General features: G+C 73.0%; 9 protein-coding genes. 3 read left to right on the forward strand and 6 right to left on the reverse strand.

The features are described 5' to 3' along the window. Positions 1 to 68 precede the first annotated feature (68 nt). From R9X44_RS06795 to R9X44_RS06815, 5 genes are all read right to left on the reverse strand, one after another. Positions 69 to 1,511 (reverse strand): aldehyde dehydrogenase, encoded by a 1,443-nt coding sequence (locus R9X44_RS06795; RefSeq protein ID WP_319813121.1) that lies wholly within the window; start codon positions 1,509 to 1,511, stop codon positions 69 to 71. Between the two features lie 142 nt (positions 1,512 to 1,653). Next, the gene (locus R9X44_RS06800) at positions 1,654 to 2,094 is read right to left on the reverse strand and encodes a dCMP deaminase (RefSeq protein ID WP_319813122.1); all 441 of its coding nucleotides are present in this window, start codon (positions 2,092 to 2,094) and stop codon (positions 1,654 to 1,656) included. 60 nt (positions 2,095 to 2,154) lie between these two features. Beyond that, positions 2,155 to 2,841 (reverse strand): RibD family protein, encoded by a 687-nt coding sequence (locus R9X44_RS06805; RefSeq protein WP_319813123.1) that lies wholly within the window; start codon positions 2,839 to 2,841, stop codon positions 2,155 to 2,157. Positions 2,842 to 2,947: 106 nt separating this feature from the next. Then, on the reverse strand, positions 2,948 to 3,610 hold the full coding sequence (locus R9X44_RS06810; protein ID WP_319813124.1) for an esterase/lipase family protein: 663 nt from the start codon (positions 3,608 to 3,610) through the stop codon (positions 2,948 to 2,950). A 168-nt stretch (positions 3,611 to 3,778) separates the two neighbouring features. Continuing rightward, on the reverse strand, positions 3,779 to 6,328 hold the full coding sequence (locus tag R9X44_RS06815) for a helix-turn-helix transcriptional regulator (RefSeq protein ID WP_319813125.1): 2,550 nt from the start codon (positions 6,326 to 6,328) through the stop codon (positions 3,779 to 3,781). Positions 6,329 to 6,573: 245 nt separating this feature from the next. Here R9X44_RS06815 and R9X44_RS06820 point away from each other — a divergent pair, with 245 nt between their 5' ends. The 3 genes from R9X44_RS06820 (at position 6,574) to R9X44_RS06830 (ending at position 11,501) form a co-directional block, all read left to right on the forward strand. Further along, positions 6,574 to 7,749, forward strand: coding sequence for an exonuclease SbcCD subunit D (locus R9X44_RS06820; RefSeq protein ID WP_319813126.1), 1,176 nt, complete (start codon positions 6,574 to 6,576; stop codon positions 7,747 to 7,749). Continuing rightward, the gene (locus tag R9X44_RS06825; protein WP_319813127.1) at positions 7,746 to 10,763 is read left to right on the forward strand and encodes an SMC family ATPase; all 3,018 of its coding nucleotides are present in this window, start codon (positions 7,746 to 7,748) and stop codon (positions 10,761 to 10,763) included. Before R9X44_RS06820 ends, R9X44_RS06825 begins: the two co-directional genes overlap by 4 nt. Positions 10,764 to 11,009: 246 nt before the next feature. Next, positions 11,010 to 11,501 (forward strand): nitroreductase family deazaflavin-dependent oxidoreductase, encoded by a 492-nt coding sequence (locus R9X44_RS06830; RefSeq protein WP_319813128.1) that lies wholly within the window; start codon positions 11,010 to 11,012, stop codon positions 11,499 to 11,501. Positions 11,502 to 11,508: 7 nt separating this feature from the next. Here R9X44_RS06830 and R9X44_RS06835 read toward each other — a convergent pair whose 3' ends face one another. Continuing rightward, entirely contained in the window at positions 11,509 to 12,279 is a 771-nt protein-coding gene (locus tag R9X44_RS06835) for a hypothetical protein (RefSeq protein WP_319813129.1), read from the reverse strand. Between the last annotated feature and the right edge of the window lie 54 nt (positions 12,280 to 12,333).

A 12,333-nucleotide genomic window follows, 5' to 3' on the forward strand; every position in this document is an offset into this window, starting at 1 on the left:
GGGGCGGCGGGTTGGGGGTCCCCGCCCCCGGGGGGCCGGGGGCGGGGGTGGGGTGGGAGGGGGTCGGGTCAGGCGGTGGGGGCGGGGCGGGGGATCGACTTGAGCTCGAGGTATGCCTCGAGGCCCTCGGGGCCGAGCTCGCGGCCGAGCCCGCTCGACTTGTAGCCGCCGAAGGGGGTGGCCGGGTCGATGCTGTAGAGGTTCACGCCGCACGAGCCGGTGCGGATGCGGCGGGCCACCTCGATGCCGTGCTGCTCGTCGGCCGTCCAGACCGAGCCGCCCAGGCCGTAGTCGCTGTCGTTGGCGATGCGGATCGCGTCCTCCTCGTCGTCGTAGGCGAGCAGCGCGAGGACGGGGCCGAAGATCTCCTCGCGGGCGATCCGCATGTCGTTGGTGACGCCGCCGAACACCGTCGGCGCGACATACCAGCCCCGGTCGTAGGGCCGCTCGAGCCCGCCGACGAGGACCTTCGCGCCCTCGTCCTGGCCGATCTGGATGTAGCCCTCGACGCGTTCCTGCTGCCGCCGCGCGACCAGCGGGCCGATCTCGGTGCCGAAGTCGGCCGGGTCGCCGACGGCCATCCCGCCGACCATGGTCGCGAGCGCGTCGGCGACCTCGTCGTAGCGGGAGCGCGGCGCGAGGATGCGGGTCTGCGCGGCGCACGCCTGCCCGTTGTTCATCAGCGACGCGAGCTTGAACCCCTCGATCGTGGACGCGAGGTCGGCGTCCTCGAGGATGATCGCCGCCGACTTGCCGCCGAGCTCCAGCGTGACCCGCTTGAGCTGCCGCCCGCACACCTCGGCGATGCTCCGCCCGGCGGCCGTCGACCCGGTGAACGACACCTTGTCCACGTCCGGATGCGCGACGAGGTGCGCCCCGGCCTCACGGCCCGCGGGCACGATGTTCACCACGCCGTCCGGGATGCCCGCCTCCTTGATCCACTCGGCGAGCAGATAGGTGTCGAGCGGCGTCTCCGGCGACGGCTTCGCCACGATCGTGCAGCCCGCGATCAGCGCGGGGGCCAGCTTCAGCATCAGCGTGAACTGCGGGACGTTCCACGGCACGATCGCCGCGACGACGCCGACCGGCTCACGCGTCACGGTGACCGGCCCCTGCATACCCTGCCGCTCGTCCTCCCAGGTGTAGGTGGCGGCGAGGTCCACGTAGTACTGCAGCACCATCTGCGGGATCGCGGCCTGCGCGAACATCGAGAACAGCGCGGGCGAGCCCATCTCCGCCGTGACGAGCTGCGACATCTGCTCGACGTTGGCCGCGTAGATCGCCGACAGCCGTCCGACGATCTCGGCGCGCTCGGCCGGGCTCATCCGCGGCCACGGGCCCTCGTCGAAGGCCCGGCGCGCGGCGGCGACCGCGGCGTCGATGTCCGCCTCGGAGCCGTCCGGGACGCGCCCGATGACCTCCTCGGTGTGCGGGGAGACGACGTCGATGACCCCGGTCCCGGCCGGGGCGACCCACTCGCCGCCGATGAAGAAGCTCTTGTGCTCGTACATAAAACCCTCCGCAACCCACCGAGTGCTTGCTTGGGCGCAGCATATGACGGCGAGACCCGAGTCTCAATCGCCGGGTCGCCGACAAACCCGCCCGACGCGCCCGCCGCCGCCCTACCGCCCCCGACGCGCGAAGCCCGACCGCTCACAGCAGATGCGCGTTCGGCAGCTTCGCCCGCGCGGCCAGCGCCGGGATCTCCACGACCTCGACGCCCTCGTGTTCCAGCAGCTCGAACCCGTCGCCCTCGACGAAAAGCGCGGGTTCCCGCCAGGCGAACACCACCCGCCCCGCACCCCTTTCCACGATCAGCCGCGCACAGGGTTTCGGCCGGGAAAGCCGCCGCGCACAGGGCTCAAGCGAACTGTAGACCGTGGCCCCGGCGAGATCCATGCCCGGAATCTTCGCCAAAGCCGCCTCCTCGGCGTGCACCTTGTCGTCGGTCTCCCGCGAGTACCCCCTGGCCAGCTCCCTCCCGTCCGCCCCGACCACCACGGCCCCCACCGAGAACGCCGTCGAAGACGGCGGACACGACGCCGCGAGATCACAGGCGACCTCGAGCCACCGCAGATCCTCCACCTCACCCATGCCCCACCTCACTCATGCCCCACCTCATTCATCGCCGGTCCCTCTCCCCTGCCCATCCCCTCACCCATCGTCGGCTCCGACCAGATAGCGCAGGAACGCCACGTCGCCGATGGCGCGGGTCTCGGCGAGGCGCATCGGGCGTGCCGGGTTCTGCGGGAACGCCCCGGGATGGGTGAAGCGCGGGGCGTCCGGATCGCCGACGAAGAAGGGGGCCACCGCGAGCTGGATCTCGTCCACGAGATCGGCCGTCAGGAACGCGGTGTGCACCCCGCCGCCGCCCTCGACCATGAGCCGCCGCACCCCGCGCGCGTGCAGATCGGCGAGCAGGGCGGGGATCGCGACGCCCGCGCCGAGCGCCACGACCTCGGCGACGCCGTCGAGCTCGGCGCGCAGTTCCCCCGCCGCGCGCGCCCCGGTGTAGACGATCTTCGGTTCGGTCCCCGTGGTGAAGAACCGCGCCTGTGGATCGAGCTCGCCCAGGGTCGTCAGCGTCACCTTCGTCAGGTTCTCCGGCATGCCGCGCGCCGCCCGCGCGGCCCTGCGCTCCGGCGACCGCACGAGCAGTGACGGGTTGTCGCGCCGGATCGTCGTCGCGCCGACGAGGATCGCGTCGACCCCGGCGCGGGCCTCGTCGACCCTGTCGAAGTCAGCCTCGTTGGACAGCCGCAGCCGCTCCGGCGACGTGTCGTCGATGTACCCGTCGACGGAGGTCGCGCAGCTCAGCAGGACATAGGGCCGGTCGTTCATGAAGGCAACATAGCCCGGATCGCCGACGAGATTTTTTCCGCCTGTGGAAAACCCGAAGGGCCCGGCCCCCTCCGCACAAGGGGGCCGGGCCGCGCGGACGTCGGCGTCAGGTGCCGAGGAACGTCCGGATCTGGGTGAGGACCGAGGTGTCGGTGAGGAAGCCGAGGTGCGTCTGGCAGAGCACGTTGTTGTTGGTCGCGCCGGTCAGCCTGGTGCTGGTGTAGGGGATGATGATCCCGTCGCAGGCCGAGTACCAGGTGCCGTACTTGGTGCTGCCGGGGGTCTCGTCGCCGCTGCTCAGCGTGTTGATGAACGACGAGCCCGGATACATCTGCTGGCACGTGGTGTAGATCAGGCAGGCGCCCGCGAACGTCGTGCCGTGGTTGGCGCCCGCGATCGAGGCGAGGTGGCGGACCTTGGGGTGGCCGCCGAGCTGCTTCAGGTACCACAGGCTCACCAGGCCGCCCATGGAGTGGTTGACGATGTCGACCTGCGACGCGCCGGTCCGCGAGCGCACGTTGTCCACGAACGTCGCGAGACCCTGCGCGTTGGTGATGTTGTTGCCGTACGAGTTGTATTCGTACGCGAACAGTTCGGAGCTCGCGTAGCCGCCGGAACGGAAGACCGACATGGCCGTCGTCCAGTTGGAGGCGCTGCCGGTGTACCCGTGGACGAAGACGACGGGGGTCTTCGCCGCGTGGGCGGGCGCGGAGAAGCCCGCCAGGACGGCCGCGAGCGCGGCCATCACGACGCCGATCTTGCGGAGCATGTTCTCTCCTCGGGGGGTGGGGTGCCCCGAGTGTGCCGGGCGCCACACCGCGCCCGCATCGGTGACATCACCGGTGCCCGCGAGGGCCGGACTGGAACGATCCATCCACCCGCGTCCCGGCCAGAGAACCCCAGCTCAGGCCGGGTTTTTCACCCGGACGGACGAAGATCAGAAGAACTTCGTCAGCTCGACCCGCGAGCGCACCCCGAGCCTGGTGAAGACGTTGCGCAGATGGTGTTCGACGGTCCTGGGGCTGAGCACGAGCCTCGCCGCTATCTCCCGGTTCGTCGCGCCCTCGGCGGCGAGCCTGGCGATCTGCTCCTGCTGCGCGGTCAGCTCGGCGGCCGGCTCGCCGCCCGCCGCGGTCTCCCCCGCCGCGCGCAGCTCGGCGCGCGCGCGTCCCGCCCATGCCTCGGCCTCGTAGTGGCGGAACAGGTGCAGCGCGTGCCGCAGGTGCGGGCGGGCGTCGCTGGGCCGTCGGGAGCGGCGCAGCCACGCGCCGAACAGCAGCTCGGTACGCGCCAGCTCGAACGGCGAGCCGCCGAGCCTGTGCAGCGCGAGCGCCGCGCTGAAGTGCTCCTCGGCCTCTGGCCCGTCGGTGAGCAGGGCGTGGCAGCGCCGGGAGAGCGCGAGCCGCGCCGGGTTGGCGGTCGCCTTGGCCCACACGTCGAAGACCGCGAGGGACCTTGCCGCCGCCTCCCGTCCGCCGGAGTGCACCTCGGCCTCCACGTACAGCGGCGTCGACATCACCCGCACGACGGGGTGCACCGTCATGATCCGCAGCCGCGCGGCCGCCTCGGCGGGCCGGTCGGCGAGGAGGTCGAGCGCGGCCTCTGCCCAGCTGAGGAACGCCTCGGGACGGCTCAGCCCTCGGCCCGCAGCCGTCGCGGCCGCTATCCCGGCCTGTCTACGGCTCTCGGTACGGTCGCCGCGCAACGCCGCGACGAGCGCGAGCAGCGCACGGTGGTCCACCGCGACGTTGCCCTGCCCTGTCGCGTCTGCCAGCGCCAGCCCTTCACGGGACGCCTCCACCGCCTCGCAGAACCTCCCCCTCCACAGCTCGGCTTGCGCGAGCAGGTGGAGCGCGCAGGGCTTCAGCGCCATGTTGCCGCCGTGGGCGGCCCGTACGGCACCGCCCGCCAGCTCGTGCGCGGCGAGGTCGTCGCCCAGCAGTGACGCGGCCGTGCTCGCCCACAGGTGGTCGAGGCAGCTCTCGGGGAGGGTGAGCACCCGGCGCAGCGGAAGGCTGAAGTCCTCCCCGACGAACGCGGCGGCGATCCCCTGGAAGTGCAGGGTGAGCAGGTCGGAGCCCGGCGTACGGGCGGCGCGCTCGGCGAGGTCGAGGTAGGACATGATGTCGCCCGCGAGGTAGGCGGCCTCCCCCGCGCGGGCCAAGGCGTCGAGCCTCTCCGCCTCGGGAAGCAGGTCGGCTGCCGTCGCGTACAGCGTCCGCGCCTTCTCCGGCATCCCGTCGAACAGCTCTATCTCGCCGAGCAGCATCTCCGCCTCGCCGGGCGGCACCTCGGGGTCGGCCAGCGCGCGGCGCACGAGCACCCGCGCGCGGGCGGGCGCGCCGGCCCGCCAGTGCGCCGACGCCGCGCCGAGCAGGTCGGCCGGGTCGCCGGACAGCTCGGACGCCCGCGCCCAGATCGCGGCGGCCTCGGCGGGCTCGGCCCCGGCCGCCACCGCGCGCAGCTCCGCGAGGTCCCCGGGACGCTGCGCGACCGCCGTCCGGTGCATGATCCGCCGCGCGCGCTGGCCCGGCCGGTCCATCACCTGGGCGAGCAGCCGGTGCGCGGCGTGCAGGGTCGTCAGCGGGGAGTCGGCCTGAAGGACGCTGCGCATAAGCGCGCTGGGGATGCTGACATGGTCGCGGTCCACGGTGAGCAGGCCCGCGCCGCGCGCGGGCTCCAGGGCCGCGAGGTCAAGCCCCGCCGACGCGGCCGCCCTGCCGAGGGTGACGATGTCCAGCCGCTCCTCCACGACGGCGAAGGCGAGCAGCTGCCGAGCCTCCTCAGGCAGCCTGTCGTAACGCCTGCGGTAGATGGCACGCAGTTCGCTGCCCGAGGGCAGGGTCGCCGGAGGCGGCTCTATGCCGGAGATCTGTCCTGGGGTGAGCGCCCTTCCCAGCTCGCGAAGCGCGCGCGGATTGCCCCCGGCCAGCTCGACGAGGACCGACTCCACCTCCGGGGGGATGCCTTCGACGCACTCGCGCAGCACAAGACGCGACGCCTGGTCGTCAAGCGGGGGAAGCGGCAGGTCGGGGATCGCGGCGAGCCTGTCGCGGCCCGCGCCGCGCACCCGTCCGTCGCTCGCCCCGAACAGCATGAGGATGGGCAGGGTCTCGGCCCTGCGCGCGGTGAAGGCGAGCGCCGCGAGCGACGGCGCGTCCATCCAGTGCGCGTCGTCGGCCACGCACAGCAGCGGCCGGTCGGCGGCGAGCTCGGTGAGCCGCCGGTGCACGTCGAGCGGGTCGCCGGAGCCGCCCGGCAGGATGCGGCTGAGCGCCGCCCCGGCAAGATCCGACTCGACGCGGACGCCGGGCACGCTCAGCACGCGGAAGTCGGGCGAGGCGCGGCGGGCGGCCCAGCGCAGCAGCGTGCTGCGGCCGAGTCCCGGCCCGCTGCGGACGGCGAGCGCGCCGCCCCGGCCCGCGCGCGCCTCCACCACAAGGCGGTCGAGCAGATCGAGTTCCCGGTCACGACCGTGGACGCCCATCTCGGCACCTCCCAGGAAGCCGCCGTCACTACAGCACGCCGGCATCGGACCGTCCAGGGTCCCATAGGGGAGGTGGGCCGTGACACCCCGTGCGAACCGCCCATTGTGCGACTGCACAATCCCGGCATAGGTGACGTATCGTGCGCCCGTCATCACGGCGGCGCGGATCCGTCGTGTGAATCGCGATACCGGAGCACGCTTTCGGGGCCGAAGTGTCAGTGCCCCGGTCTAGGGTCGTGCGTGCCATGAGACTCCTGCACACCTCCGACTGGCATCTGGGCCGCTCCTTCCACCGGGAGGACCTGCTCGGTGCCCAGACCGCCTTCGCCGACCACCTCGTCGAGACGGTCACCGCCGAACGCGTCGACTGCGTGGCGGTGAGCGGCGACGTCTTCGACCGCGCGATCCCGCCGGTCGACGCGGTACGCCTGTACGACGAGACCCTCGCGCGGCTCAAGGCCACCGGCGCGGCCGTCGTCGTCATCTCCGGCAACCACGACTCGGCGATCCGGCTCGGCGTGGGGTCGCGGCTGTTCGAGGCCGCCGGCGTCCATGTCCGTACGGACCCGGAGCAGACGGGCCGTCCGGTGCTGGTCGGCGATGTCGCCCTCTACCCGGTCCCCTACCTTGAGCCCGAGCTCGTCAGGGAGCCCTGGGGGCTGGAGGAGCGGTCGCATACGGCCGCGCTCACCGAGGCGATGCGCAGGATCGACGCCGACGGGCATCGCGGGCCGCGCGTCGTCCTTGCGCACGCGTTCGTCTCGGCGGGTGAGGCGCCCGTCACGAGTGAGAGCGAACGCGACATCTCGGTCGGCGGGGCGAGCATCGTCCCTGCGGGTGTCTTCGACGGGATCGACTATGTGGCGCTCGGGCATCTGCACGGCAGGCGCACGCTGCGTGAGCACGTCAGATACTCCGGGTCGCCGCTGGCCTACTCCTTCTCCGAGCTGACGCACGTGAAGGGCTCATGGCTGGTGGACCTCGACTCCTCGGGGCTGCGCGGTGCCGAGTTCGTCAAGGCCCCGGTCCCCCGCGAGCTCGCCCATCTGACCGGAACCCTTGACGACCTGTTGTCCGACCCCGCTTACGCCGTCCACGAGGGCCACTGGGTGAAGGCGACCCTCACCGACACAAGGCGCGTCGCGGGGGCGATGGAGAGGCTGCGGACGCGCTTCCCGCACGCGCTCGTCCTCGAGTTCGCCGCCGAGGTCTTCACCGGCGACGGCCCCGGCCGCGCCGAGCTGCTCGCCACCCGCACCGAGCCGGAGATGGCCGGGGAGTTCGTCCGCGAGGTCACCGGCGAGGCCGCCACCGAGGCCGAGACGTCACTCCTGCAGGCCGCGTTCGAGTACTGCCGGCGTGAGGAGAAGACGCCGGTCCCCGCCCAGCGCGTCCCCGTCCGCGAGGGAGCCTCCCGATGAGACTGCGCCACCTGCGCGTCAGCGCGTTCGGCCCCTTCGCCGCGACGGAGGAGGTCGACTTCACCGCCCTCGCCGACGCTGGCCTGTTCCTCATCCAGGGGCCCACCGGCGCGGGCAAGACGAGCGTGCTTGACGCCGTCTGCTTCGCCCTGTTCGGCACGGTGCCAGGGCCGCGCCGCAACGTGCGCAACCTGCGCAGCGACCACGCCGCGCCGGGGGCCGAGCCCAAGGTCGTGCTCGAATACGCGATCGCCGGCAGGACGTTCCGGCTCACCCGCTCCCCCGAGTGGCAGCGGCCCAAGCAGCGCGGCACTGGCACGACGCGGCAGCAGGCGTCGGTCATCTTCGAGGAGCACTCCGCGGAGGGCTGGCGCGCGCTCTCCACCCGGATAGACGAGACAGCCCACCAGGTCGAGAAGACCCTCGGCATGAACGTCGCCCAGTTCAGCCAGGTCGCGCTGCTGCCGCAGGGCGATTTCGCCGCGTTCCTGCGCGCGGGGGCCGAGGAGCGCCGCAAGGTGCTGGAGAAGCTGTTCGCCACCGAGATCTACGCGGCGGTCGAGAAGCGGCTCGCCGAGGAGCGCGCCCGTACGCACCGCGAAGCCGACGCGTTGCTCGCGGAGTTCACGACGACCGCAAGGCTCGTCGCGGAGGTGGCCGCCGTGGAACCGCCCGAGGACGCGGCGGAAGACGCGCTACTGGAGTGGGCCGACGAACTCGCCGCAGGGCACGCGGTCCGGCTGCGCGGCGCGGAGGAGGCGCTTGAGGCGTCCCGGGCGGCGGTGCAGGCGGCGCAGCGGGCGGCCGCCGACGCCGTCGAATTGAACCGGCTGAAGGGCGAGCACGCCGAGGCGGTCCGGCGGCGCGCCGAGCTCGACGGGCGCGCGCCCGGGATCGCGCTGCTGCGCGAACGCCTCGCCGCCGCCGAGCGCGCCGAACGCGTCAGGCCCTACGGGAGCGCGTTGCGCGGGCGTAGGCAGGACGCGGAGAACGCCGAGAGACAGGCCGCTGAAGCACGTCGGGCGCTTAGCGCGCTCGTACCGCCCGCTCCGCTTCCGTGCGTCTGCGCGGAGGCGGAGTGCCGGTGCGGGTGGAGCGCGGAGGCATCGGCGGAGACCGTCGGGGCGGCGCGCCGGGTCTGGCAGGACGAGATCGCGCGGCTCGACGGGCTGCGCGGCCGTGAGCTGCGGCTTTCGGAGGTGACGCGGGAGGTCGCCGAGCTGCGCGAGCGGGCCGAGCGGCAGTCCCGCGAGGAGGAGCGGGCGAGGCAGGACGCCGAGCGGCTGCCCGCGCTGATCGAGGCCGACAGACGGGCGCTGGAGACCGCGCGGATCGGCGCGTCCCAGGTGGAGTCCGCCCGCAAGGCGGGAGACGACGCCGCCCGTGCCGTCGAGGACGCCCGCCGCCGCGACAAGCTCAAGCGCGACCTCGCCAAGGCCGAGGAGGCGCACCGCGCGGCCGTGGACCGCGCCCAGGAGGCCACCGACGCGCTCCAGACGATCCGGGGCGCGCGGCTCGCCGGGATGGCCGCGCTGCTCGCCGCCGGGCTGCGCGACGGCGAGCCCTGCCAGGTCTGCGGCTCGGCCGAGCATCCCGCCCCGGCCGTCGGCGCGGCCGAGGTGCCCACCGACGCCGACGAGGAGCGGGCCGGGGCCGTCCAGGAGTCCTGCCAGCGCGTGCGGGAGGAGGCCGCGGGGCGCTGCGAGGGCATCCGCGCCGAGTACGACGTGCTCGCCGGGCTTGTCGAGGGCACGGTCGAGGCGCTGATGGACGCGCTCGCCGCCGCCCAGGACACGCTGCGCGCAAGGCTCGCCGACGCCGGCCGCGTCGAGGAGCTCGACCAGCGGGTCCGCGAGGGTGAGCGGCTGCTCGAGCAGGCGCGCGAGGCGCAGGGCGCGGCGGGCCGCGCGGTCGCCGAGGCCACCGCGTCGGTCCAGGCGCTCACCGAGGAGGCCGGGGGGCTCAGGGCCGAGCTTGAGGTGGCGCGCGGTACGGACGCCAGCCTTAACGCGAGGATAAGTCGCCTTACCTCCGAGGCCGCCCTCCTCGACGCGGCCGTCGCCGCAGACGCCCGCACCGAAACCGCCAGTAGAGAACTCGCGCAAGCCGAGACGGCGTTCGATGCCGCGTGGCGCGAGCAGGGGTTCGCCTCCGTCGAGGACGCCAGGCAGGCGCTGCTGCCCGAGCCCGAGCGCGCGGCGGCCACCGCCGAGGTCCGCGGCTTCGACGACGCCGAGGCCGCGGTCCGCGCCCGTCTCGAGTCACCCGAGCTCAGGGCCGCCGCCGTCGCCGAGGACATCGACGCCGACAAGGCGCGCACCGCCGCCGCCGAGGCCGAGGAGGCGCACACCGCGCTCGTCTCGGCGCACGACGCGGCCCGGCGCGTCAGCGGGAGGCTCGCCGAGCTCGCCGGGGTCCTCAGGGAGAGGCACGCGGCATGGCTCCCCGCGCACGCGGCCTACACGACGACCGCGCGCCTTGCGTACCTGGTGAACGGCCAGCCGCCGAACCCGATGCAGATGCGCCTTTCTGCCTATGTTCTGTCGGCGCGGCTCGACCAGGTCGTCGCGGCGGCCAACGCGCGCCTGTCCACGATGTCGCAGAGCCGCTACCTCCTGCACCGCACCGACGAGCGCGCGGCCGGTGACACCAAGCGCGCGGGCGGCGGCCTCGGCCTGCGCGTCATCGACTCCTGGACGGGCCAGGAACGCGACCCGGCCACGCTGTCGGGCGGCGAGTCGTTCGTCACGAGCCTCGCCCTCGCGCTCGGCCTCGCCGACGTCGTCACCGCCGAGGCGGGCGGCGCGGAGATCAACACCCTGTTCATCGACGAGGGCTTCGGCACCCTCGACGAGGACACCCTCGACGAGGTCATGAACGTGCTCGACTCCCTGCGCGGCGGCGGCAGATCCGTCGGCGTCGTCAGCCACGTCGCCGAACTGCGCACCCGCATCCCCACCCAGCTGCGCCTCACCAAGACCCGCCACGGCTCCCGCCTGTCCACCACCCCGTGACGTGCCGGGTGCGTTCACCCGGACGCTCCGCGAACCCGCCACGGCTCCCGCCTGTCCACCACCCCGTGACGTGCCGGGTGCGCTCGCCCGGAACGCGGGCGCTTCGCGAACCCGGCACCCGGGGGCAGCACGGGGGCCCGCGTTCCGGGCCGTGCTCGCGGGTCCGTCGCCCGTGGGTGCTGACGAAATGCGAACCAAGCGCTAGTTTGTTTCCGTAGTCGTCCGCCGAGTCGCCGGGAGCCGCCGATGTCCGCGCCCACGCCAGTGCAGCGGGTGTTCCGCCCGCTGTTCCAGAGCATCTCCGGGTCGGCCTGGTTCGCCAAGGTCGGACCGAAGGTAGTGCCGCCGCTCGACCGCGGCCTGCATCGCATCACCGGCGGACGGATGATGCTCGCCCAGGCGCTCATACCGACGCTCTACCTGACGACGACGGGCGCGAAGTCGGGACAACCGCGCGTTACGCCCCTGCTGTGCATGCCCGAAGACGGCGGCTGGATCGTCGTCGGAAGCAACTTCGGACAGGACAAGCACCCCGCGTGGACCGGCAACCTCCTGAAGCAGCCGCGCGCCTCCGTCGAGTTCCGCAAGCGGACCTACGACGTCACAGGGGTCCTGCTCGAGGGGGCCGAGCGCGAGGAGACCTGGACGCGCCTGAACGCCCTGTGGCCCGTGTTCCGCCGCTACCAGTCCCGGGCGGAGCGCGACCTGCGCGTCTTCCGGCTCACCCCGTCCGGCTGACGCGCGGTCAGCGGTAGCAGAGCCAGAGGCCGTCCTTCTCCTTGCGCGCGGCGAGGTCGCGCTGCTGGTACTGCCAGGCGCATGCGAGGTTCTTGTCTATCGGGGTCCGGCACACCCAGGTCCCGGCAAGGACCGTCGTGCCGACCTCGGCGCTCGGCTCGAACCTTTCGCGGCAGTATCCCGCCATGTCCTTGATGCCGCCGACGTCCTTCTTCTTACTGTTCACGCAACGTCCGCTGTACGGCCCGGAATCCATCTCGATGCGATGCCCGGAAGATCCGTATTGCCAGTCACATGCCTTGTCGAGCGGAATGTTGAGCGAGCAGAATGCGTCGTCATTCGCGGCGTAGCCATAGGACTTGCAGTAGCGCGCGAAGTCGAGCCCGCCCACCGGGGTGTCCTTGACCAGTTTCGCCGGATCGGCGAACAGCCAGATCAGTGACGCGCCCACCGCGATGAACACCGCGGCGAGCAGGACCCGCGAGAGCCTGTCGCGCAGGGCCGCGAGCCGCTCCCGCAGCGGCCGCCTGGCCAGCACGCGCGTGATCGCGCCGAGCGACCCGGTGACCGCTACCGTCGCGGCGAAGACCCCGGTGAACAGGGCGACCGCGGTGAGGAAGGACAGCCAGCCCCATGCGTCGTTCGGCGGGATCGTCCGGGGGATCAGGGCCTCGCCGACCACCGTGCACAGGCCGATCACCACCGCGGCCAGCACGATGATCAGCGCCGAGTAGCGACGGCCCCGCGCCCGCTGGTCGCCGCCGTCCGGCTCACTCATGGACCGCCTCCCGCCGCGCGGAGGGAACTGACGGGACAGGGGGTGGAGCGAGCA

The organism is Actinocorallia sp. A-T 12471, assembly GCF_033875155.1.
GTDB lineage: Bacteria > Actinomycetota > Actinomycetes > Streptosporangiales > Streptosporangiaceae > Actinocorallia.

What these genes read in the sequence shown, in the direction of transcription:
- R9X44_RS06835 (WP_319813129.1), bottom strand. Translation starts at nt 12,279, where the DNA reads ATGAGTGAGCCGGACGGCGGCGACCAGCGGGCGCGGGGCCGTCGCTAC.
- R9X44_RS06810 (WP_319813124.1), bottom strand. Translation starts at nt 3,610, where the DNA reads ATGCTCCGCAAGATCGGCGTCGTGATGGCCGCGCTCGCGGCCGTCCTG.
- R9X44_RS06825 (WP_319813127.1), top strand. Translation starts at nt 7,746, where the DNA reads ATGAGACTGCGCCACCTGCGCGTCAGCGCGTTCGGCCCCTTCGCCGCG.
- R9X44_RS06815 (WP_319813125.1), bottom strand. Translation starts at nt 6,328, where the DNA reads ATGGGCGTCCACGGTCGTGACCGGGAACTCGATCTGCTCGACCGCCTT.
- R9X44_RS06795 (WP_319813121.1), bottom strand. Translation starts at nt 1,511, where the DNA reads ATGTACGAGCACAAGAGCTTCTTCATCGGCGGCGAGTGGGTCGCCCCG.
- R9X44_RS06830 (WP_319813128.1), top strand. Translation starts at nt 11,010, where the DNA reads ATGTCCGCGCCCACGCCAGTGCAGCGGGTGTTCCGCCCGCTGTTCCAG.
- R9X44_RS06805 (WP_319813123.1), bottom strand. Translation starts at nt 2,841, where the DNA reads ATGAACGACCGGCCCTATGTCCTGCTGAGCTGCGCGACCTCCGTCGAC.
- R9X44_RS06800 (WP_319813122.1), bottom strand. Translation starts at nt 2,094, where the DNA reads ATGGGTGAGGTGGAGGATCTGCGGTGGCTCGAGGTCGCCTGTGATCTC.
- R9X44_RS06820 (WP_319813126.1), top strand. Translation starts at nt 6,574, where the DNA reads ATGAGACTCCTGCACACCTCCGACTGGCATCTGGGCCGCTCCTTCCAC.